Here is a 24,206-nt window from a genome sequence, read left to right on the forward strand (position 1 = left end):
CATTAACTTAACATTATTATATTTACCATGAGAAGAAAAACCCCTTTTATGGCTGCAACTCTGGCAGCAGGCTTGTTTTTTTATTCTTCTTGTACTCCGGCTGAAAAGACGGATACAAAAGATTATACTCAATACGTTAATACCTTTATCGGTGGCGCAGACAACGGGCATACATTTCCCGGCGCATGTTATCCTTTCGGTATGATACAAACCAGCCCTGTGACTGGTGCAGTCGGTTGGCGTTACTGTTCTGAATATGTTTATGAGGATTCTCTGGTTTGGGGATTTACACAGACACATCTGAATGGAACAGGCTGTATGGATTTAGGCGATATTCTAGTGATGCCGGTCACGGGTACACGTGTCCGTGCGTGGGATGCTTATCGTAGTCATTTCCCTAAAGACAAAGAAGCGGCTACTCCGGGATATTACACTGCGGAACTTTCCGATCCACAGGTGAAAGCGGAACTGACAGCATCTATCCATGCTGCCCTCCACCGCTATACTTATCATAAAGCGGATTCTGCCTCTATATTGATCGACCTGCAGCATGGTCCTGCATGGAGAGAAGAGCAATATCATTCACAGGTCAACAGTTGCGAAGTAAATTGGGAAGATGCGCAGACACTGACAGGACATGTCAATAATACGGTATGGGTGAATCAGGATTATTTCTTTGTGATGAAATTCAACCGTCCGGTAGTCGATTCGATTTATCTTCCGATGGGAGAGACAGAAAAAGGCAAACGTATTATTGCCTCTTTCGATATGCAACCGGGAGACGAGCTGATGATGAAAGTGGCTCTTTCTACCACCAGTGTAGATGGGGCTAAAAAGAATCTGGAAGCAGAAATTCCTGCCTGGGATTTTGAAGGAGTGAAGACTGCTGCCCATAATGAATGGAATAACTATTTGAGTCGTATTGAAATAGACGGTACGGATGATGAAAAAACTAATTTCTACACTTGTTTCTATCATGCATTGATTCAACCCAATCAGATTTCAGATGTTGACGGTATGTATCGCAATGCCGCCGATTCTATAGTAAAAGCCGGAACGGGTACTTTCTATTCCACGTTCTCTTTGTGGGATACTTATCGTGCCGCTCATCCATTTTATACATTAATGATTCCCGAACGTGTGGATGGCTTTGTTAATTCTCTCATTGAACAAGGTGAAGTGCAAGGCTTCTTACCCATTTGGGGATTGTGGGGGAAGGAGAATTTCTGTATGATTGGTAATCACGGCGTATCAGTTATTGCCGAAGCCTATCGTAAAGGATTCCGCGGTTTTGATGCTGAACGTGCTTTCAATATAATAAAGAAGACGCAGACGGTGTCTCATCCGTTGAAGTCCGATTGGGAAGTTTATACAAAATATGGTTATTTCCCGACAGACCTGATAAAAGCTGAATCTGTATCTTCTACTTTAGAATCGGTATATGATGATTATGCTGCTGCCGATATGGCACGTCGTATGGGTAAAGAGGAAGATGCGGCATATTTTGCAAAACGTGCTGATTATTATAAGAATATGTTCGATCCGCAAACGAAGTTCATGCGTCCGCGCAAGGCTGACGGAACTTGGAAAGCTCCATTTAACCCAAGTGCACTAGGACATTCTGAAAGTATCGGTGGAGATTATACAGAAGGAAATGCATGGCAATATACCTGGCATGTACAACATGATGTACCGGGATTGATCCAGTTGTTTGGCGGTGAAGAGCCTTTCTTGAATAAACTGGATTCTTTGTTTACAGTTCAACTGGAAGGAGAGAGTTTGGCAGATGTTACCGGATTGATTGGGCAGTATGCTCATGGCAATGAGCCAAGTCATCATGTTACTTATTTATATGCACTGGCAGGTCGTCCGGAACGTACACAAGAACTGGTTCGTGAAATATTTGATACTCAATACAAGAACAAACCTGACGGACTTTGTGGGAACGATGATTGCGGACAGATGTCTGCCTGGTATATGCTTAGTGCGATGGGATTCTATCCGGTAGATCCGGTGAGTGCGGAATATGTATTCGGTGCTCCGCAATTACCGAAGATGACTTTGCATTTGGCTGATGGTAAGACTTTCACAATTATTGCAGAGAATCTATCGAAAGAACATAAATATGTAGATAGTATTACATTGAATGGTGAACCATATACGAAGAAAACAATCTCACACGAAGAGATTGTAAAAGGTGGTACACTGGTGTATAAGATGAAGTAAATTCTCAAGTATTCTCACTGTGATGAGAAAAAATTCTCATCACAGTGAGAAACTTTTCTCATTACTATGAGAATTTATTCTCAATATGGTGAGAATAATATCCTTTTTAAAGCATACGGAAACGCCTTTTTGAATCAGTCGGAACCCTCTTTGCTTATTATTGCACAGTCTTGCTCACCTCTATACGTTGCTTTTCAAACTTCTCGCTATTGTTACTACGGTTACTGACTTCTTTGCACTGGATGGGTGCACTCATTTCGAGCAAGCGTAAGATCTCATTCAAAGATTCACCCTCAAAAGTCGCCTTATAGGAATATTTTCCTAATTCGGCATCTTTCAAAATAAACTCCACATTATAAGTTTGCCCCAAACGCTTGAATACATATTCCAGTGGATCGTCTCTAAAAATGAGTACTCCATCTTTCCATGAGCACCATTTGTAAGTATTGGTTTTGTTGACGTTATACAAAGAAGTTACCAGATTATAGTCAATCTTCTCTCCCGGTGAAAGGGAAATTGTTTTTTTCTTGTCAAAAGTTACTGCTACCTTTCCTTTTACTAATGTCACAGCTGTTACATTGTCCGAAGTATATGCGTTCACATTGAATGCTGTGCCGGTAGCTTCTACAGTCAGTTCTTTCGTTTGTACGATGAAAGGATGTTCCTTATCGGATTCTACTTCAAAATAGGCTTCACCTTGCATTGAAACCACTCTTTGCTTATCATTGAATTGAGTAGGATATTTTAGAGAACTTCCGGCATTTAACCAAACCTTAGAGCCGTCGGGCAGATTCACTACCGACCAAGTGCCGTAAGGAGTGAATAACTCCTGATAAGTTTCCGCAATTTGTTGAGCTGGCCTAAAATAAAGATAAGCGGATAATATCAGTAGAGGAAGAAGTAAGATAGCTGCAATTTGCTGCCAGTAGTGCAGGAAAGATAACTTAGGACGGACCGCTGCCGGTTGATTTTGATGAAGAATCTGCTCCATAACTTTTCTGTGCGCGCTGTCCACATCTATCTCTTCCGGATTAAAAGCCGGGTGACTGACTTCCCACACATTCTTTTGTGACAGAAAGCTCCTGTAGTTTTCGGGAGTAGCCGATATCCAATCTTCCAGTACCTTTATTTCTTCTGGTGTAGCCTCTTTCGAGAGATATTTGGAAATTATAATTTCTATGTCTGAATCTTTATTTATCATATGCATTTTACCTTATATATAATAGACGTTTCAGAAAGAAAATCCCACATCCATTAGTGGAAAAGAAAGAAGAGAAGTAGCAAATAAAAATCTTTTAATAAAAAGCGAAGCTGCTTCAAAGCCTTGCTGATGCGTACTTCCACTGTTCTGACAGAGATATTGAGGCGATTGGCTATTTCCTGATATTTAATATTTTCTAACCGGCTCATTTCAAATACTTCTCTTTCCTGGGGAGGTAATTGCTCCAATGCATTTTTGAGTTGCCGGCATAAATCGGAGTACAGTATGTAGTTTTCCGTTGTATCTATATCTATAGAGCCCGATTTAAGTTCATAAGCAACGTGTTCATCTATAATCCTGCGATGGCGCAATTCATCCAGACAGTAGTTCCGGACTGCTTTCAGTAAATATGATTTTAGTGAATTCTCAATTTCCAGTGTTTTCCGGTCATTCCATAATTTGAGAAAGATATTCTGTACAATATCCTCGCAGGTAGATTTCTCTGGAATGTAAGTACCGCCAAACAACACCAGATCTTTATAATAGGCATGGAATAATCGGGTAAAAGCCTGTTTATCATCCTTTTTCAGTGCTATTACCAGAAAACGGTCGTCGGAAGTCTGTTGTTGGATATTTGACATAGTATTGTAGTAGAGATTCTATTGTTGGGGGTAAAAATAGAAAGATTATTTGGGATAAACGATAGTTTGATGAAAAAATAGTCAGGATGAAAAAATAATGTGATATGGAATGTGGCTTTTATTTTTAGAAACGTCTTATTGATAGCTACGAGAGAAAAACACATTTATTAACCTTTAAATAATACAAGCCATGGGAAAGACATAATCAGTGAATCTTACTTCCGAAAAAACTGATAAAAAAGGAAGGTCTGACTCACCTTCCTTTCCAAAGATTCAGTTATTCGTTAATCAACTTATTTGTAGAACCAATAACCAAACATGTAAAGGTATGAAACTTATTTCAATTAGAAAAATGAAAAAGAGAATTAATGTACCTGCGAATGTAAAAATGGGGAGAATTTGTGCTATATGGTTGTTTTGTATAGCTCTGCAAGCCGTCAGTATACCTATCCTTGCACAATCCGCCAAAATTACATTACGACTGAAGAACGTGACTGTAGAGGAGGTCTTGACTAGTATCGAAAATCAGACAGAATATCGCTTCCTGTATAACAAAGATATTGTTGATGTTAGCCGTATAGTAAGCATTTCTGTGAAGAATGAACTGATGACTCTGGTACTGGATAAACTTTTTAAAGGCGAAGGAGTATCTTATACGATTGAAAAACGCCAGATTGTATTAAACAAGGTTTCATCTCAACAGCAGGATAACAAGCCGACAGTCAAGGTGACAGGAAAGGTCGTGGACGAATCTGGAGAGACTCTTCCGGGAGTGACTGTGATGATAGAGGGGGTGACTCAAGGAACCATCACCGGTATAGACGGCAATTATCAGTTGCAGGTTCCGGAAGGTTCGACACTGAAATTTACTTCAATAGGTTACACTACATATACGCAGAAAATAACCAGGCCGATGACGTTGAACGTGACGATGAAAGAGGATTCAAAACAATTGGATGAGGTTGTTGTGGTAGGTTATGGAACGCAAAAGAAAATAAACTTAACAGGAGCCGTTTCAACGATTGATGTTGAAAAAGAATTGGATTCTCGTCCTTTGACTAATCTTTCAATGGCATTGTCCGGAATGAGTGCTGGAGTGCAGACTTTGCAGTTATCTGGTAAACCCAATAGTGATATGGCGACTATACGCATTCGTGGTGTTGGTACTTTGAATAATTCTAATCCTTTGGTGTTGGTTGACGGAATGGAATTATCATTTAATGATATTAATCCTAATGACGTTGCCTCCATTTCCATTTTAAAGGATGCAGCTTCATGTGCTATTTATGGTAATCGCGGGGCAAATGGCGTTATAATGATTACCACTAAAGAAGGAAAAAAAGGAAAAACATCAGTGAATTATTCGGGGAAATTTTCTTTGAATAAACCGTCGAATCTAATTCAGCTTGTGAGTAATAGCGCCGATTATTTCGAATTAATGAATGAATCTGCACGAAATATCGGGCAAAGTGATATTTTCAGTCAAAATACAATAAACGAATGGAGAGAGGCAGAAAAGAATCCAAATGAACTTACGGAATCAGGTTATCCTAACTATGTCGCTTATCCAAATACAGATTGGTATAAGGAACTGTTTCAAAATAAAATTATGAGTGAACACACAATTTCTGTTGTTGGTGCTTCTGATAATGTGAATTATAATTTCTCTGGTTCTTTTCTGGATAATCCAGGATTGGTGCAAAATACAGGACTACGGAAATATTATATACGCTCAAATATTACTGTAAAAGTGAAAGATTGGTTACAGATAGGCAACCGTTCACATGGCTATCATACAGACCAGGACCGTAATGAGGTAGATGCTTTTACAGGTGGAATACATGGGCAGAAACTTCCGCCGGATATTTATCCTGAATATGATGGAAAATTAGGACTTCCCGAAGCTGTGGAAGAAGATCCGACGTCTTCTAATCCTCTTCATTTATTAGCTTCTTCGGGTGGTTCTTTTAAATATGAACAATTAAATACTTCTATGTTTGCTGATGCAACAATTCTCAAAGATTTTGTATATCATGTAGAGTTTGACTATATGCGTTATCGACATGATGCAGACTGGCTTTCCAAACAAATTGGGAGATATAGTTTTAGAAGAGGTAAGTTAGTAGAACAACCTACAACCTTGGAAAACATGTCGAAGGCTGTTTATTCGGAAGAGTCGAAAAGATGGCGTTTTGTACAGACGTTGGATTGGACTAGAAGTTTTGGTAAACATGATTTGGGAGCACTTGTTGGTTATGAGGCTATACGTAATTGGGGATTTAATACGGATATGGCCAAGCAAGGAGCTGCCGATGCTAGTCTGACTGACTTGTCTACGTATACGGAATTGAGTAACATAACAGGGACTACTTGGGAAAATACTTCCCGGTCTTTTTTCGGTCGTTTGACTTATGCTTATAAAAGTAGGTATTTGTTTGAGGTCAATGCCCGTTATGATGGTTCCTCTCGTTTCGCACCGGAAAGCCGTTGGGGATTCTTTCCGTCTTTTTCTGGGGGGTGGCGTGTTTCTGAAGAATCGTTTATGCAGGGTTCACCTTTTGATAATCTAAAAATACGGTTGTCATGGGGGAAATTAGGTAATAATAGTATTGGAGACTATGAGTGGCAAGCTACTTATTCAGGGAGTAATTACATTTTTGGAGATAAGTTAACTTCAGGATTGGCACAGACTGTGATTGCTAACCAGAAATTACGTTGGGAGAGTGTTACGCAGACTAATATCGGACTGGATTTTGCTATTTTGAATAATAGATTGGTAGGAGAGTTTGATATTTATAATAAAGTAACTGATGGTATTCTTTATCGTCCGGGCGTTTATGCAACTATGGGAAACAAGACACCGGCTCGGCAAAATTATGCAGAGGTTACTAATAAGGGTGTTGAGTTCACATTAAATTGGAATGACCGTGTCGATGAATGGTCCTACTCTTTCTCTGGAAATTTCTCTTATAACAAGAATCTTGTTAGTAAATTTAAAGGAGCCTTAAAAAAAGGTTGGGAGTATGATGAAAATGGTAATTATATCTATAAATCAAATTTAGGGGATGTTTCTGATGGAGGAGATAACAGGATAATTGAGGGACATATCATAAATGAATATTATTTAAAGGAACCTTATAAAGGAGATGCTACTTACTTTTTTAACAATGGATTGGTTAATCCTGCCGGAGGTCCTAAAGATGGGATGATTCGTACAGAGCAAGATATGCAGTGGTTGAAAGCGATGCAAGATCAGGGTTATGTGTTTTATCCTAACCAGAAGATTGGGAAGGCCAATTTATGGTATGGTGACTATATTTATGCAGATATAAATGGAGATGGACTTTATGGGAATGATTATGATAAGAAATTTCAGAAGGTATCATCCGTTCCGAAATATTATTATGGATTACAAGGAGCAGTAACGTGGAAGGGATTTGATGTTTCTATGAATTGGCAAGGGGCAGCAGGATTTTCTATTTATTGGTATTCGGTAGGACAGAATTCTACATCCACAATTTTGGGTTATGGACTGTCGAAAGAACTTCAAAAAGATCATTATTTTTATGATCCGGAGAATCCCAATGATCCTCGTACCAATTTATATTCGAAAAACTCTCGTTTGACACTTAACCAAACTAATCAGGCTACAGAAGCTAGTACGCTGCATCTTGAAAAAGGAAACTTCTTGAAGCTACGTAATCTGACTATTGGTTATACACTTCCACAGGCATGGACACAGAAGTTTTATGCCAATAAAGTACGTATATATTTTTCGGGTGAGAATCTGCTGACTATCACTAAATTTTCTGGCATGGATCCGGAAATGCAGACTGGTATGGGGTATGTTACAATGCGTCAGTTAGCATTAGGTATTAATATTAATTTTTAATCTGTACAACAATGAAAAAGACTATCTCGATTATTACATTTGGAGGTATATTAATGTTGTTTGTCTATGCTTGTTCTGCAGACTTCTTAGATACGAAACCGGCTAATGTTATATCTACAGCCGGAGTTTGGGATAACGCAGATTTGGCAGTTCAAGTTGTGAATGGAGTGTATAATGCTCTAAGAACCGACTATGCGACAAATAGCGGGTACGACGGTGATTTGCATTTTTATGATTATCGTTCCAGTATAATGGATATGGATCGTAATTGGATTTGGCATACACCGACACTTTTTGGCGTAGCTACTCCTTCATCAACAGAGTTTCTTTCAGCTTGGAAGCGTTACTATGAATTAATTCACAGAGCTAATGATGTAATAGCCAATATAAAAAAGACACCGGGTATGAGTGATGGGAAAAAGGCACAATATATTGCAGAATGTAAGTTTCTTCGGGCTTACAACTATTATCGGATGAATATTTTATGGGGAGGAGTTCCGCTTTATCTGGAGCCTGTGACTGCAGAGGAATGCATTAAAGGGCGTTCTACGGAACAGGAAATCTGGGATGCAGTGTTGACAGATTTAACAGCTTGTGTCGAGGAATCTAATTTACCAGAAAAATATGCTGCCAGTAGCTCTGAGTATGGACGGATAACTAAAGCTGCTGCTTATTCATTGCGGGGGAAAACTTATTTGTGGCTGAAACAATATGATAAGGCAGAGGACGATTTCAGGGCAATTACTAAAATGGGGTATTCATTATTCGGAGATTATAAGGCTCTTTTTAAAGAAGCTAATGAACGTTGTGATGAAATGATATTTACTATTCCTTGTATAGAGAATCCATCAGGTTACGGGTCTGTATTTAATTGGGCTTTTGGCAATCGGACAACGAGTGGCTCCGGATGGAATAATTATCTGCCGAATCCAGCTTTTGTGGATAGTTATGAATGTGTGGATGGTAAACCGTTCAGTTGGGATGATTATTTGCCCGGTTATTCTACAATGACTCCGAGGGAACGTTCTGTATTTTTTTTAAGGGACAATCTAACCGATGGAGAAATTAAAATAATGGGGAGTTATGGTGCTGATATGAAGCAGTATCTTCCCGATGGTAATGAAGCACGTATTAAAGCTGCTTATGCTAATAGGGATCCACGTCTGGCTATGAATGTAATAACTCCTTATGCTACATATTTGGGAGGTGTAACTGGCTCTGCTATTTCATATACATTACGTTGGCCATATCGAGGAGCTGATGATGCGGAACCTTATGATATTCGGACAGATACTAATGATAAATTTTATTATTTGATCCGTAAGTTTGTGTATGAAGGTACGGAACATACAATAATGGAGCGTTCTCCGATTGATATTCCATTAATTCGTTATGCAGATGTACTTCTAAATTTGGCTGAGGCTTTGACCGAACAAGGGAAATGGGAAGAAGCTATCCCGTATGTGAATGATGTTCGTAACAGAGTAGGAGCGCAGGCTTTGAATTCTAATGATTATACAACAGTAAAAGGTTTGGATGATATGCGCCAACGTATCCGCAAAGAACGATATTGGGAATTAGCCTTTGAAGAATATATGTTTTTTGATGAACTTCGATGGGGAACCTGGAAAGAGAAAAAGTTTTATGAGGGTAACGGGCTAATGGAAGTCTGGGGAAATACTACCTATTCTTATATGTGGGGTGGCGATTATCTTTGGAAATGGGCGGTACCTGCTTCGGAGATGGAAAAAAACTCAAATTTAGTACAAAATGAAGGATGGAATAATTAATATGAAAACACATATGTTTATTATAATAAATTTATTAACTACATTGATGTTTTTTACATCATGTAAGCAAGATGCAGAAGAGTCTTTTTTCTTTAAAATAGAAAATGGATTATTAGAATGGCATGTAGGGGCAGAAGGAGGACAACAAGAATATATAGTTGAATCTAATGCTCCGTGGCAAATTGTACATAAAGGTATAGGCACATGGGCTAAAGTATCTCCTCGTAGAAGTGAAGGGACAGGAAGTTTTCTGATAACAGTCAAGGAGAATGAGAGTGAGGAAGAGCGTTCTGTGTCACTTGCTGTACAACTGGCAGGTAAGGATTATCCTGTTAATATTACTATTATGCAGGAAGGCACATCTTCAGAACCTGTGCCGCCGGTAGAGGAAGATTATCCGATAGTGTATAATTCATTCCGTATACGTGATCCGTTTATTTTTGCCGACCCTGTATCTAAAAAATATTATTTGCATGTTCATGCGGATGATGCGCTTTATCCAACAGCAGCTAATCAGATAGCTGTGGCCATTAGTCGTAATTTGCGTGATTGGCAGAAAGGTGGAATCAGCTACGAAGCACCAGCAAGTTTCTGGGGAAAGGCAGATTTCTGGGCTCCTGATCTTTATTATTATGAAGGTAAATATTATATGTTTGCTACTTTTAGTGGAACAGATGGAATACGGGGAGCATCTGTATTGGTATCTGATAAACCGGAAGGTCCATTTATTCCATTGGTTAACCGGCCGATTACCCCTAATGGATGGCAAGCATTGGATGCCGCACTTTTCGTTGATGAGAATAAAGATCCGTGGATTGTATTTAGCCATGAATGGACACAAATTTCAGACGGAACAATTGTTGCACAGAAATTAACAAAAGATTTGAAAGAAGCGGCTGAAGAACCGGTAACCTTATTTGCGGCGAGTGAAGCACCTTGGGTTATAAGAAATTCATATTATGTATCAGATGCTCCATTTTTATATAGGGCAAATAATGGTGGACTTTTGATGCTTTGGTCTAGTTTTTTGTTGGGAAAAGATGGGAATGGACAATATGCCATTGGGGTGGCACGTTCTCAATCGGGTACTATTTTAGGACCTTGGCTACAAGATCCACAGCCATTGAATCCGAATGACAATGGAGGGCATGCTATGATTTTTAGGGATTTTGATGGGGTTCTGCGTATCTCGTATCACTCTCCTAATACTCCGGGGGGAAGTGAGAGGCTTACAATACATAGAATTGTTGATAATGACGGACAATTATCTATTGATTTTACCTCGGCATTAAGTAACTAAACTTGATATAATATGAAGTACATAATTCTATATGGAATGTGTATAATAGCGCAGATGTTATTATTCACAGGATGTGAAGATAAAGAACAGGTTTCTTCTTATTTGGCATTGGATAAAGATGAACAAAGTCAGTCGTTTACGGCTGCGGCAAGTACAAAAGAGATAACTCTGTTTTCTAATTTGGGAGTTATTGCTGATATATCTCCTGCGGAGGCAACAGCTTGGTGCCGGTTTAGTTTAAAAAGTGTGACAGAAGCTGAATCGGTTCTGATTATTAGTGTAGATGAAAATACGGTAAAGAAAGGGAGGAAAGCGATCATAACTCTCACTGCCCCTGATTATCGGAATGTAAAAGTCAATATTACCCAATCTGGCATCATTTTACCCATCAAATTAACTGAGTTTGAACCACATAATGGAGGGAAGGGTGATATAGTGACACTCAAAGGTGAAAATTTTGGAGATATAGCAGCTAATTTACATGTTTCTTTTGGAAATACTGTTGCAGAGATTCTTTCGGCAAGTGATACGGAACTACAGGTTAAGGTTCCTAAAATTACGAATAATCAATCTTGTAGAATAAGTGTGAAATTGGATAAAATGGAGGAAGCTTATACTGATAATTTTGTTTATGAGAAGCGCTGGTGGATAGAAAATTTGAAAGTGGATGTATTACCTTCAGCAATTGCTGTTGATAATACGGGAAAGAACATTCTCTTTCTACGTCGTTTTCCAGATGATCGGATTCCGGCAGAATTGGGACTTTATCGTTTGTCGGAAACAGGTGAAGTGTCTTTTCTCGCTGGCTATGATCGTGTTGCGGGAGGGTATGGCTTTACGAGTGTTGTTTATGATAATGTTTCTAAGAAGTTTTACGCAATAGCTGAATGTGGAGGTACAGCTATTCAACTAATTGTAGTTGACCCAACTAATAACTGGTCGACTGAGGTGAAGGCTGTCGAAGCGGGTATTGATGGCTATTGGGGTGTTGGATTGACAGCTAGCAAAGATGGTAAATTATATACTCGTCAAGGGTGGACTAATACAGTTATAGAAATAGATCCTGCAACATGGACTGCAAAGACAATAGGAATAGTGGAACGACATGGTAATCAGGAATTTTCAACTGCCCTTGCTGTTGCGACCGGTACGAATAATTTGTATGTGCAAATTAGATCAACATCTGAGTTAGCGTATATTGATGTTGTGACAGGCGAGGTTACTTGGTTGAATACTTCTGTTGAAACAGGTTATTGGGATGGTATATTTGCTGAAGCTCGTTTCTTGAGAGGTGAACAGATGTGCTCGGACGATGCAGGCAATATCTATATTGTCGATCAGGATAATCATGCGATTCGTATGGTGAATAGTACAGGAGTTTCGACAGTCATTGGGGGGAATGGTTCTGGCGCTGTTAATGGTGTTGGCAAAGATGCAAAATTATGTGCTCCTTCAGGATTATGTATGGATGCTAATGGGGTTATGTATATTGGAGACACATGGAATGCTAGTATTAGAAAAGCCGTCTTTGAGTAGTCTCTCTGATTATAAAATATTGAAATATTGATTCGATTATGAAAAAGATATTACTCTCGTTTTTTATTGGCATTATGTTAATTGCCTGCAGTCAGAAAACAGTCTCTGTTCGTGAAATCTGGACAAAAGAGCAGGCTAATGAATGGTATCAACAATGGGGATGGCTCCGTGGGTGTGATTTTATTCCGAGCACGGCAATCAACCAATTGGAGATGTGGCAGGCTGATACTTTTGATCCGGTGACTATTGACCGTGAACTAGGCTGGGCAGAAGACATCGGAATGAATTGTATGCGTGTATATTTGCACCATCTGGTTTGGGAAACGGATCAGGAAGGTTTTAAGAAACGTCTTAATGAATACCTTACTATTGCCGATAAGCATCATATCTCTACCATCTTTGTCTTTTTGGATGATTGCTGGAATCCTACTTACCAGGCAGGAAAACAACCGGAACCACAACCGGGAGTACATAATTCGGGATGGGCGCGTGATCCGGGGGATCTGTATTATAAAGGTGATACGGCAGTGATACTTCCGGTCTTGGAGAATTATGTGAAAGACATTCTTACCACCTTTAAAGATGATAAGAGAATTGTGTTGTGGGATCTATATAATGAGCCCGGTGGTTCGGGTGGATATAGATACGGTGAAAGAAGTCTGCCGTTATTGCAGAAGATATTTACGTGGGGACGAACGGTTAACCCGTCGCAACCTTTGTCGGCCGGAGTCTGGGATATGAGTTTGACTAATTTGAATAAGTTTCAGTTGGAAAATTCGGACGTGATAACCTATCACACATATGAAGGTTTGGATTCGCATCGACAGCTCATTGACACGTTGAAGCAATATGGGCGTCCGATGATTTGCACGGAATATATGGCACGTACTCAAAACAGTACTTTTCAGGATATCATGCCAATGCTGAAGAAAGAAAATATTGGTGCAATCAACTGGGGACTTGTAGCCGGAAAGACAAATACAATCTTTGCATGGGATACTCCGTTGCCTGACGTAGCTGAACCGTCCTTGTGGTTCCATGATATTTTCCGTGGCGATGGGACACCTTATTCAATAGAAGAAGTGGAATGTATTCGTTCATTAACAAAATAATTCCCTTATGATAACTATGAGGAATATATGGATAATGATGTTGGGGATATGCTTGTTTGGTTGTGGGGCTGGTAAACAGCCCCCTTCCTCACAGCTCTCTTTAACATGGAAACTGGAAAAAGATAGTGTGGAAGCCAGATATTTTAAGAATACATTCTGTTTGACGAATAACGGGAATAAAGCTCTGGCTGATAATTGGGTGATCTATTTTAATCAGACGCCAATTTATTATCAACAACCTGTTAATGCACCGTTGGAAATTGAATGTATCGGTTCGACTTACTATAAAATGTATCCTACTGAACACTATCAGGCGTTGGCACCGGGTGAAACACTCTCTTTTACTATAATGAGTGAAGGAAATGTGATTAATGTGTCTTCGGTTCCTGAAGGGGCTTATATTGTAGCTACCGATGAAAAAGGGAAAATGTTGCAGCCGCAAAATATTCCGATTGAGATCGGGCTTTTTAGACCCGATGCTCAATGGATTAGTTCGAAGAACAGTTTTCCCTATGCAGATGGAAATTATTTGTATAAGCAGAATGATGATTTCAGCAAGCCTGTAGATTGTGATATGCTTTCTCTCTTTCCTACTCCTAAAAAAGTAGAGAAGACGGGTGGTGTTTCTACTTTCTCTCCAAAGGTCGGTCTGAAGTTTGACGGTGTATTTAAAGAAGAAGCTCTTTTGTTGAAAAAGCAATTGACTTCACTGTTTGGATGTATCGTTTCTGACAAAGGTGAAGAAACAATCATTGAATTGAAGAAAACAGAGCTTCCTGCCACCTGCCAGTATCCCGATGAGTATTACGAAATTGTGATAAAGAATAATCTGCTGACTTTGAAAGCTAATGATGCGCATGGCATATTTAATGCTGGCCAGACATTGGTTGCTTTATTGGATAACATGAAACTAGCTTCCTCTCCGCTTCCTAATCTTCATATTACCGATTATCCGGACATGGGACATCGGGGAATCATGCTGGATGTAGCCCGCAATTTTACAAAGAAGACGGATTTACTGAAACTGATAGATATATTGTCATTCTATAAAATGAATGTACTGCACCTGCATTTGAGTGATGATGAGGCTTGGCGTGTGGAAATACCCGGATTGGAGGAATTGACAGCAACAGCTTCTCTCAGAGGACATACCACAGATGAACAGACATGTCTTTATCCTGCATATGCCTGGGGATGGAATGAGGCAGATACCACCTCATTGGCTAATGGGTATTATTCCCGCAGTGACTTTATGGATATTTTGAAATATGCAAAAGAAAGGCATATCAGGATTATTCCTGAAATAGATATTCCCGGCCATTCACGGGCAGCAATAAAAGCCATGAATGCCCGTCACCGGAAATATATGGGTAAGGATCAGTCGAAAGCGGAAGAATATCTTTTGATTGACTTTGCAGATACTTCCCAATATCTATCGGCACAAAATTTCACAGATAATGTCATTAATGTCGCAATGCCTTCTACATACCGTTTTCTTGAAAAAGTGATTGATGAAATCGGGCGGATGTATCAGGATGCGGGAGTAGAATTGCCTGCTTTCCATGTAGGTGGTGATGAAGTGCCGGAAGGTATTTGGGAAGGTTCCGCTATCTGCCGTACTTTTATGAAAGAACATGGACTGACTAAGATACGGGATTTGAAAGATTATTTTCTGGAGCAAATTCTGGAAATGTTGGATAAACGTAATATACAGGCGGTTGGATGGCAGGATATTGTTATGAATCCGGATAACACCGTGAACGAACACTTCAGAAATAGTAAGGTCTTGAATTATTGCTGGAATACAATTCCGGAACAGGGTGGGGATGAAGTTCCGTATAAGTTAGCAAATGCGGGCTATCCTATTATACTCTGTAATGTGGGTAATTTCTATTTGGATATGGCCTATTGTTATCATGTGGAAGAGCCGGGATTGCGTTGGGGCGGTTACGTAGATGAGTATGTAACGTTTGATATGTTGCCTTTTGATATTTATAAGTCTTTACGGCGGAATTTGAAGGGTGAACCTGTGGATGTAAAAACTGCCTCAAACGGTAAACAACCCTTGACAAAAGAAGGCTGTCAGAATATTAAAGGTTTGTCCGGACAAATCTGGTCGGAGACAATCCGTAGTTTTGAACAGATAGAATATTTTCTTTTCCCGAAAGTCTTCGGGCTGGCAGAGCGCGCTTGGAATGCTCAACCATCGTGGGCATTATCTTCGGACAACAAGATATATATGGATGCCAAACGGAAATATAATGCCGGTATTGTAAATTATGAATTGCCTCGTCTGGCAAAGCGGGGAATTAATTTCCGGATATCTCCTCCCGGTATTATTGTAAGAGATGGATTATTACTGGCTAATACAACCAATCCAAATGTGGTAATCCGGTATACCACTGACGGTAATGAGCCTAATGAAAATTCTGTAGTATGGAAAGAACCGATAAAATGCGATGCTCCATTGATAAAGGCTAAAGCTTTTTGTTTAGGGAAAGAAAGCGTAACAATTGTATTGATAAATAAATGATATCTGAATAGAAGGCTATTTTAATAATATTAGGATAGCTTTCTATTTATTTTGTGTGTTTTGGAAACTTTAGGAATATTGAAAACGATATAAATTTCAGGTTCTTCTTTACACTGTTCAATAAACTCCACCTGTATACATGAGGATTAATTTAATTATCAGTTGAAATATAAATACATTTATCATATTGTGTTTTTATTAATTTTTTCATATTTTTGCAGGGAGTTTTTGGAATATTTGTGAAAGGCATGGATAGTTTTATAAAAATGAGAAGGTATTTGTTGTTTATAATCCTTCTCATTAATGGTACTGTAAGCAAGGGGCAGATTTATAAGTACATAGGGCTGGAAGATGGTTTGAACAATCAGAAAATATACCATATCCAGAAAGACCGAAGAGGGTATATGTGGTTCTTGACTCAGGAAGGGGTAGACCGTTATGACGGCAAACATATCAAGCATTACACCTTTTCCGACAACAGCATGAAGTTGGACTCGCGGATTGCCTTGAGCTGGCTTTATATGGACAGAAAGGATAGGTTATGGGTGATTGGTCAAAAAGGGCGTATTTTCAGGTATGATTCACAACATGATAAATTCGAGCTGGCCTACATACATCCGAAGCTGATTAGAAATAAGTCTCAGGCATTTCTTAATTACGGTTATCTGGATAAAAATGACCATGTCTGGTTGTGTTATAAAGACACCATTACTTGGTATAATATCCGTACTGGCACAACGCAGGATATGGTAATGTCGGTCCACGGGGAAATAACTGCCATCGAACAGACGGAGGGCAACCATTTCTTTATCGGTACGGGAAGCGGTCTGTTTCATGTTGGAGTAGAAGAGGGGAAACTGAAGTTGGTTTCCGATGAAGTCGTGGAAAGTATAGTTACACCGGTACATGAACTCTATTATCACGCTATTTCAAAACAATTGTTTATAGGAGGCTATAAAGACGGAATACTTGTGTATGATATGGGGGAATCGGGAAAAATCACTTCCTGTCATTCACCAAACAATGTAGAGATTAACCGGATTGTTTCATTGAATGCTCATGAATTGCTAGTGGCTACAGGTGGAAAAGGTGTATATAAATTAGATGTGAATACCTGCCTGAGTGAACCATATATAACGGCTGATTATAGTAGCTATAATGGGATGAATGGAAACAATATCAATGACATTTATGTGGATGAAGAAGAGCGTATCTGGCTTGCTAATTATCCCACTGGTATTACAATCCGTAATAACCGTTATCAGAGTTACGACCTGATAAAACATTCTCTCGGAAACAACCGGTCACTGGTGAACGATCAGGTTCATGACGTGATGGAGGATAGTGACGGCGATCTTTGGTTTGCTACCAGTAACGGTATCAGTCTCTATCAGACCGGTACAAAAGAGTGGCACTCCTTTTTTAGTTCTTTTGATCCGGTACCGGATGATGAGAATCACATCTTCTTAGCACTGTGTGAAGTCTCTCCCGGTGTGATATGGGCTGGTGGTTTTACCTCCAATATTTATAAGATAGAAAAAAAAGGGTTTAAAATAAGTTGTTTTTCTCCTGCTTCTATTGCAGGAATACGCCCCGACCAATATATTTTTGATATTAAAAAGGATTCGAACGGTGATATTTGGTCCGGTGGATATTATAATTTAAAACGTATCAATCTTGAGACTAAAAGTGTGCGTTTGTATCCGGGGGTAAGTTCCATCACCACCATTCTGGAGAAAGATGCCCGGCAGATGTGGATTGGTACGAGAATGGGGCTTTATCAGCTTGATAAGAAATCTGGAGTTTACCAATATATTGACTTGCCTATTGAGTCTCTTTACATATGTGCATTATACCAGAGGGAAAACGGCATCCTGTATATTGGTACCCGTGGAGCCGGACTTCTAGTTTATGATAGCAATGAAGGGAAATTTATTCATCAGTATCGGGCTGACAACTGTGCGCTGATTTCCGACAATATTTATACGATTCTTCCACGTCAGGACGGCAGCCTCCTGATGGGAACGGAGAACGGTATTACAATCTATTCACCCAATGAACACTCCTTCCGCAACTGGACGCGGGAGCAGGGGTTGATGAGTGTCAATTTTAATGCAGGCTCTGCCACCGCTTACAGTAGTAGTACGCTTGTTTTTGGCGGTAATGACGGTGCTATCAGGTTCCCGACAGACATACAGATACCGGAGCCGCATTATTCACGTCTGTTGCTGCGTGATTTTATGATAGCCTATCACCCTGTTTATCCGGGTGATGACGGATCTCCCTTAAAGCAGGATATTGACGAAACCGAGCAGCTTGAATTAGCCTACGGACAGAATACTTTCTCTCTTGATGTAGCTTCTATTAATTATGATTATCCGTCCAATATTCTTTATTCATGGAAAATTGACGGTTATCATAAAGAATGGAGCCGTCCGAGCCACGATAACCGGATTCTTGTCAGAAATTTGCCTCCCGGCAGTTATACTTTACAAATTCGTGCCATATCCAATGAGGAGAAATATAAGACTTATGAGACGAGGAGCATTCAGATCATTATTACACCTCCGGTATGGGCCAGTATGTGGGCCATGGTGGGGTATGCAATTCTATTGGTGTTGGTTATGATTATCATATTCCGTATTATCATGTTGCACAAACAAAAGAAGATATCGGATGAGAAAACACGGTTCTTTATTAATACGGCCCATGACATACGTACACCGCTTACATTGATAAAAGCACCGTTGGAGGAAGTTGTAGAAAATCATATGGTGACTGATAAGGCATTACCTCATATAAATATGGCTCTTAGGAATGTGAATACATTGCTTCAACTGACGACCAACCTGATAAACTTTGAGCGGATAGATATTTACTCTTCTACCCTTTATGTATCAGAGTATGAGCTGAACTCTTATATGAATGATGTTTGCGCTACTTTCCGCAAATATGCCGAAATGAAACATATCAAATTTGTTTATGAAAGTAACTTTGACTATTTAAATGTGTGGTTTGATAGTGACAAGATGGGATCTATTCTAAAAAATATTTTGTCCAATGCATTGAAATACACGCCGGAAAATGGCAGTGTGTGTATTTGTGCTTACGAGGAAGGAACCACTTGGAGTATCGAAGTGAAAGATACAGGAATTGGTATTCCTTCATGTGAGCAGAAGAAATTATTCAGGAACTATTTTAGAGGTAGCAATGTTGTCAATCTGAAAGTAACGGGTAGTGGAATCGGACTTATGTTAGTATATAAACTGGTCCGGTTGCATAAGGGAAAGATTCAGATTCAAAGTGCCGAACAACAGGGTACTTGTGTCCGGATAACTTTTCTGAAAGGAAATAAACATTTCCATAAGGCTAAATTCATTTCCCCTAAAGAGGTGGATGAATGTCCGGAAGTTACCATGTCGGGTGAGGCTCCGGATTTGCCGGTCATGAAATCTCCACAGATGAACAATTCTTCGCAACGTGTTTTGGTAGTGGAAGATAATGATGATTTGCGCAATTATCTTGTTGATATGCTTGCCGTAAGTTATTACGTTCAGTCTTGTTCCAATGGAAAGGATGCACTTGTCATTATACGGGAATTTAATCCGGATCTCGTCATATCTGATATAATGATGCCCGAAATGAGTGGGGATGAGCTATGTTCAACTATAAAGAGTGATATTGAGATGTCCCATATTCCAGTCATTTTGCTGACCGCACTAGGGGATGAAAAAGATATACTCGGAGGACTGGAAATCGGAGCAGATGCTTATATCACCAAACCTTTTAGTGTGGGAATACTTAAGGTTACTATTAAAAACATACTTGCGAATCGTGCATTGCTCCGTCAAGTTTATAATAGTATTGAAGATGAAGAGAAGGATTTACCAGCTAATTGCGCTAATACCTTGGATTGGAAATTTATAGCTTCAGTTAAGGAATGTATAGAGAAGAACATGGGAGATCCGGGCTTTAATGTGGAGATGCTTAGCAGTCATCATCATATGAGTCGTACAAGTTTCTTTAATAAATTAAAAGCGTTGACCGGTTATGCTCCGGCTGATTATATCCGGATGATACGTTTGCAACATGCTGCACAGTTGTTAAAACAGGGTGAACATACAGTAACGGAGGTTTCTGATATTGTTGGATTCTCGGATGTGAAATACTTCCGGGAGGTATTTAAGAAGTATTACGATGTAAGCCCAAGCAAGTATGCAGAGTCGGGAAAGGAGGGAGCTTCTTCGACGACCAATTTTCGAAACGAGACAGATTAACCAAAAAGCCCTGTAAGAATGTTTTCTTCTCACAGGGCTTGTCTTTATGGGAAAGGAATTATTTATAGTAATTTGTTGGAGCCAAGTATAATCAGCATGGTATATCCCAGTATTAGTCCGATGATTCCCATAATTATGCCGACTTTTTCCATATCTTTTTGCTGAATCATACCCGTGGCATGTGCCAGTGCGTTGGGAGGGGTACTGATGGGTAATATCATTGCTAATGATGATCCGATTGCTACCCCGATCAATAAAGTTTCTACCCCACCTAATGAAGACAGGTTTTCGCGCATGCTGCTTCCTGCAATAGCAAGAATAGGGACGAGCAATGCCGCAGTAGCCGTATGTGAGATGAAGTTTGCCATGGCATAACAAATCAGTCCGGAGCCGACAATCATTAGTACAGGAGGCCATGTGTTGAAGGGGATAGCTTCAATCATATGTTTGGCCAGTCCTGTTTCCTGTAAGGCAACACCCAGTGCGAATCCACCGGCTACCATCCAGAGCACACTCCAACTGATTTCTTCCAGGTCACGTTTGGTGATAACCCCTGTTATACAGAATACGGCTACCGGAATCATGGCTACTACATTGGAATTCACTCCTGTCACTTTGTCAAACATCCATAGGACGACAGTGATAGCAAAAGTGATATAAACCACAATGGAACGCCAGTCTTTTTTTGCTTCACCTTCAATTTGTAATTCGATATTTTTTTGTTTAAAAGGGAATAATCTTAAGAGAATAAACCACGCAATAAATAATACAATAATGGTATAAGGCAACATAAAACTCATCCACTCTCCGAAACCGATGTTTAAGTTTAGCCCTTCCGGGTCATTCAGGTATTTTAAAGCAATGGCGTTGGGTGGAGTGCCGATAGGAGTTCCCATACCGCCTACATTGGCAGCTACAGGAATAGCCATGGCCAGACCTATTTTTCCTTTACCGTCTGCTGGCAGTGCTTTTAACACAGGAGTAAGGAAAGTGAGCATCATGGCAGCTGTAGCCGTATTGCTAAGGAACATTGAAAAGGCTGCTGTAACGAGAATGAATCCTAATAGTACATAGCGTGACTGTGTTCCGAAAGGTCGCAACATGACGCGTGCCAACAATACGTCCAGTCCGCTTTTGGTTGCTGCGATGGCAAGTATGAACCCACCTATAAATAGCATAATGATAGGATCGGCAAAGCAGTGCATAATGGATTTATACTTGACTGTCTGCCCTAACTTATCAGCTGAAATATTTTGTGTGAGGAACCATAAGCTACTGTCGGAAACGGTGAGTAATAGTAATACAACAATCAATACGGAAGTTGTCCATGCAGGGACAGCTTCGAATACCCACATCAGTGTGGCAAAAATAAAGATGGAAATAAGTCTTTGTTCTATGACGGTTAATCCTTCTATTCCAAATGTGTCAATAGGGAGGAGCCATAAAATAAGGGAGAGGGTAATAGCTACGGTTAACTTAATGCATCGGGTTACTGTCTGATTTTTTGCCAACCGTTTGGCTTTTTTCAAATCCTGATAAGCCTCTACTAGATGGAAGCCGTGAAAAATTTTGTACATAATACTAGGTTAAGATAAAATTTAAAAAAACGGTGCAAAAATAACTTTTTATTCCATATTTAGTTATTAGGAGATGATTTTTTTTCTTTATTTTTTCTAGCTAAAGTGTCTTTGGAGATATTAATATAGATATTAGGTTAATTAGGACAAATTCTCTAAATTTGTGCCATTAACTTGACTAATACATCCATGGAGCATACTGAAACTTTAATAGTGGAGCAGTTGAAGACAGGCAATGAAGATGCTTATCAATACATCTATGACCGTCACTATGCTCTGCTGTGTCATGTCGCGAATGGCTATGTAAAAGATCAATTCCTCGCGGAAACCATCGTCGGAGATACTATTTTTCATTTATGGGAGATTCGTGAAACGCTGGAGATTTCCGTTTCCATCCGTAGCTATTTGTTGAGAGCCGTCCGTAATCGTTGTATCAACTATCTTAATTCAGAATGGGAAAAGCGAGAGATTGCGTTTTCATCTCTAATGCCCGATGAGATAACAGACGATAAAATGACGATATCCGATTCGCATCCGTTGGGGACATTGCTGGAGCGTGAACTGGAAGAGGAAATATATAAAGCCATTGATAAATTGCCGAACGAATGTCGTCGCGTGTTCGATAAAAGCCGTTTTGAAGGAAAATCATACGAAGAAATTTCTCAAGAGTTAGGCATCTCTGTCAATACGGTTAAGTATCATATAAAGAATGCATTAGCATCTTTACAAACGAATCTAAGTAAATATCTGATTACTCTACTTTTATTTTTTTTCGGGTAAAAACGAAAAAAAGTCATTTTTAGACTACCCTCAATTAAAAATCTACTGTCTCCTTTATAGAACGCAGAAAAATGGAAGAAGAAAAGAAACATATTGATGAATTGATTGCAACCTATCTGACCGAAGGTTTGGACAAAAATGCTTTAGCCGAACTAAAAGCATGGATAGCTGCATCACCTGAAAATGAGGATTATTTTATTCAGCAACGGGAAGTCTGGTTCTCTGCCGTGAGCCGTGAAGCCGCGTCGAAATACAATAAAGACAAGGCATTCGATACCTTTAAGAATCGTATCGGGAGCCGGAAGCAAGTGGAGAAAGCTCCTCGCCAGGAATTCCGTTTGTCGGCGTTGTGGCGTTATGCCGCGATTATCGCAGTCATACTTGCAGTAGGATGCTTCTCATATTGGCAGGGAGGAGTGAATGTAAAAGACACTTTTGCAGATATATCCGTAGAGGCTCCTTTAGGATCAAGAACGAAACTCTATTTGCCTGATGGTACATTGGTTTGGTTGAATGCCGGTTCACGAATGACCTACTCACAAGGCTTCGGAGTAGATAACCGTAAAGTAGAATTAGAAGGCGAGGGATATTTTGAAGTCCAACGGAATGAGAAACTCCCTTTCTTTGTAAAGACTAAAGATTTACAATTGCAGGTATTGGGAACAAAATTTAATTTCCGCGATTATCCGGAAGATCATGAAGTAGTAGTATCCTTGTTGGAAGGGAAAGTAGAATTAAGTAATTTACTGAAAAAAGAGAAAGAAGCTTTCCTTGCACCCGACGAGAGAGCGATATTAAACAAAGCGAACGGATTGATGACCGTAGAAACTGTCACAGCTTCCAATGCCTCCCAATGGACGGATGGCTATCTGTTTTTTGATGAAGAACTTTTGCCCGACATCGTGAAAGAATTGGAACGTAGCTACAATGTGAATATCCACATAGCTAATGATTCATTAAATAAATTCCGGTTCTACGGAAACTTCGTCCGTCGGGAACAAAGTATTCAGGAAGTGTTGGATGCGTTGGCATCTACAGAGAAAATGCAATATAAAATTGAAGAGCGCAATATAACTATCTATTAACCAGTTACCAGAGATTATAATACTATGATTGTTTAACCTTATAATTGAAGAATATGAGTAAAGGAAATAATACTGAATAGTCTTTAGTGAATGATAAGGAGAGAAAAATAAAAACCGGAAGATCTCGAACATCTTCCGGCTCCTGAATCTCTTCTTCAACAACTTTCAAACGTGAGCATGTTTTCAAAAGAGATTATGCAAAGTTAGCAAAATACATCTCTTTTAAAACGAGTTATTCAAGTTTTAATTAAATAAT

13 protein-coding genes are annotated in these 24,206 nt (G+C 39.5%); 10 read left to right on the forward strand and 3 right to left on the reverse strand.

Annotated features, from left to right (window positions below; all coding sequences use genetic code 11):
* Positions 1–27: 27 nt before the first annotated feature.
* On the forward strand, positions 28–2,226 hold the full coding sequence (locus AAHJ11_RS18520) for a GH92 family glycosyl hydrolase (protein WP_195650400.1): 2,199 nt from the start codon (positions 28–30) through the stop codon (positions 2,224–2,226).
* 157 nt (positions 2,227–2,383) lie between these two features.
* Here AAHJ11_RS18520 and AAHJ11_RS18525 read toward each other — a convergent pair whose 3' ends face one another.
* Both AAHJ11_RS18525 and AAHJ11_RS18530 read right to left on the reverse strand, forming a co-directional pair.
* Positions 2,384–3,427, reverse strand: coding sequence for a FecR family protein (locus tag AAHJ11_RS18525; protein WP_413579985.1), 1,044 nt, complete (start codon positions 3,425–3,427; stop codon positions 2,384–2,386).
* A gap of 53 nt (positions 3,428–3,480) precedes the next feature.
* Positions 3,481–4,068, reverse strand: coding sequence for an RNA polymerase sigma-70 factor (locus AAHJ11_RS18530; RefSeq protein WP_148367145.1), 588 nt, complete (start codon positions 4,066–4,068; stop codon positions 3,481–3,483).
* Between the two features lie 328 nt (positions 4,069–4,396).
* Here AAHJ11_RS18530 and AAHJ11_RS18535 point away from each other — a divergent pair, with 328 nt between their 5' ends.
* The 7 genes from AAHJ11_RS18535 (at position 4,397) to AAHJ11_RS18565 (ending at position 20,508) form a co-directional block, all read left to right on the forward strand.
* Complete coding sequence (locus tag AAHJ11_RS18535) at positions 4,397–7,960, forward strand: TonB-dependent receptor (RefSeq protein ID WP_413579986.1); 3,564 nt, start codon at positions 4,397–4,399, stop codon at positions 7,958–7,960.
* Between the two features lie 11 nt (positions 7,961–7,971).
* Positions 7,972–9,750: a RagB/SusD family nutrient uptake outer membrane protein gene (locus AAHJ11_RS18540; RefSeq protein WP_234133837.1), complete on the forward strand. Its 1,779-nt coding sequence runs from the start codon at positions 7,972–7,974 to the stop codon at positions 9,748–9,750.
* Positions 9,751–9,763: 13 nt separating this feature from the next.
* Entirely contained in the window at positions 9,764–11,050 is a 1,287-nt protein-coding gene (locus AAHJ11_RS18545) for a family 43 glycosylhydrolase (RefSeq protein ID WP_297284898.1), read from the forward strand.
* 12 nt (positions 11,051–11,062) lie between these two features.
* Positions 11,063–12,586, forward strand: a complete 1,524-nt coding sequence (locus AAHJ11_RS18550) for an IPT/TIG domain-containing protein (protein WP_297284897.1) — start codon at positions 11,063–11,065, stop codon at positions 12,584–12,586.
* 38 nt (positions 12,587–12,624) lie between these two features.
* Positions 12,625–13,698, forward strand: a complete 1,074-nt coding sequence (locus AAHJ11_RS18555) for a cellulase family glycosylhydrolase (RefSeq protein ID WP_195650396.1) — start codon at positions 12,625–12,627, stop codon at positions 13,696–13,698.
* A 7-nt stretch (positions 13,699–13,705) separates the two neighbouring features.
* Entirely contained in the window at positions 13,706–16,231 is a 2,526-nt protein-coding gene (locus AAHJ11_RS18560) for a family 20 glycosylhydrolase (protein WP_297284896.1), read from the forward strand.
* 248 nt (positions 16,232–16,479) lie between these two features.
* Positions 16,480–20,508, forward strand: coding sequence for a two-component regulator propeller domain-containing protein (locus AAHJ11_RS18565; protein WP_320975203.1), 4,029 nt, complete (start codon positions 16,480–16,482; stop codon positions 20,506–20,508).
* 62 nt (positions 20,509–20,570) lie between these two features.
* Here AAHJ11_RS18565 and AAHJ11_RS18570 read toward each other — a convergent pair whose 3' ends face one another.
* A complete protein-coding gene (locus AAHJ11_RS18570; RefSeq protein ID WP_195650393.1) occupies positions 20,571–22,085 on the reverse strand; it encodes an SLC13 family permease in 1,515 nt (504 codons plus the stop codon).
* 189 nt (positions 22,086–22,274) lie between these two features.
* On the opposite strand from AAHJ11_RS18570, the gene AAHJ11_RS18575 reads away from it, so the two are divergent.
* Together AAHJ11_RS18575 and AAHJ11_RS18580 are read left to right on the forward strand one after the other, a co-directional pair.
* Complete coding sequence (locus AAHJ11_RS18575; RefSeq protein WP_004307060.1) at positions 22,275–22,865, forward strand: RNA polymerase sigma-70 factor; 591 nt, start codon at positions 22,275–22,277, stop codon at positions 22,863–22,865.
* Between the two features lie 71 nt (positions 22,866–22,936).
* Entirely contained in the window at positions 22,937–23,950 is a 1,014-nt protein-coding gene (locus AAHJ11_RS18580; RefSeq protein ID WP_148367153.1) for a FecR family protein, read from the forward strand.
* Positions 23,951–24,206 lie beyond the last annotated feature (256 nt).

Origin of the sequence: Bacteroides sp. 90-K9/2, from assembly GCF_047310725.1 — a bacterium.
Taxonomy (GTDB): domain Bacteria; phylum Bacteroidota; class Bacteroidia; order Bacteroidales; family Bacteroidaceae; genus Bacteroides; species Bacteroides vicugnae.

What these genes read in the sequence shown, in the direction of transcription:
- AAHJ11_RS18550 (WP_297284897.1), top strand. Translation starts at nt 11,063, where the DNA reads ATGAAGTACATAATTCTATATGGAATGTGTATAATAGCGCAGATGTTA.
- AAHJ11_RS18555 (WP_195650396.1), top strand. Translation starts at nt 12,625, where the DNA reads ATGAAAAAGATATTACTCTCGTTTTTTATTGGCATTATGTTAATTGCC.
- AAHJ11_RS18580 (WP_148367153.1), top strand. Translation starts at nt 22,937, where the DNA reads ATGGAAGAAGAAAAGAAACATATTGATGAATTGATTGCAACCTATCTG.
- AAHJ11_RS18545 (WP_297284898.1), top strand. Translation starts at nt 9,764, where the DNA reads ATGTTTATTATAATAAATTTATTAACTACATTGATGTTTTTTACATCA.
- AAHJ11_RS18535 (WP_413579986.1), top strand. Translation starts at nt 4,397, where the DNA reads ATGAAACTTATTTCAATTAGAAAAATGAAAAAGAGAATTAATGTACCT.
- AAHJ11_RS18570 (WP_195650393.1), bottom strand. Translation starts at nt 22,085, where the DNA reads ATGTACAAAATTTTTCACGGCTTCCATCTAGTAGAGGCTTATCAGGAT.
- AAHJ11_RS18525 (WP_413579985.1), bottom strand. Translation starts at nt 3,427, where the DNA reads ATGATAAATAAAGATTCAGACATAGAAATTATAATTTCCAAATATCTC.
- AAHJ11_RS18575 (WP_004307060.1), top strand. Translation starts at nt 22,275, where the DNA reads ATGGAGCATACTGAAACTTTAATAGTGGAGCAGTTGAAGACAGGCAAT.
- AAHJ11_RS18530 (WP_148367145.1), bottom strand. Translation starts at nt 4,068, where the DNA reads ATGTCAAATATCCAACAACAGACTTCCGACGACCGTTTTCTGGTAATA.
- AAHJ11_RS18560 (WP_297284896.1), top strand. Translation starts at nt 13,706, where the DNA reads ATGATAACTATGAGGAATATATGGATAATGATGTTGGGGATATGCTTG.
- AAHJ11_RS18540 (WP_234133837.1), top strand. Translation starts at nt 7,972, where the DNA reads ATGAAAAAGACTATCTCGATTATTACATTTGGAGGTATATTAATGTTG.
- AAHJ11_RS18520 (WP_195650400.1), top strand. Translation starts at nt 28, where the DNA reads ATGAGAAGAAAAACCCCTTTTATGGCTGCAACTCTGGCAGCAGGCTTG.
- AAHJ11_RS18565 (WP_320975203.1), top strand. Translation starts at nt 16,480, where the DNA reads ATGGATAGTTTTATAAAAATGAGAAGGTATTTGTTGTTTATAATCCTT.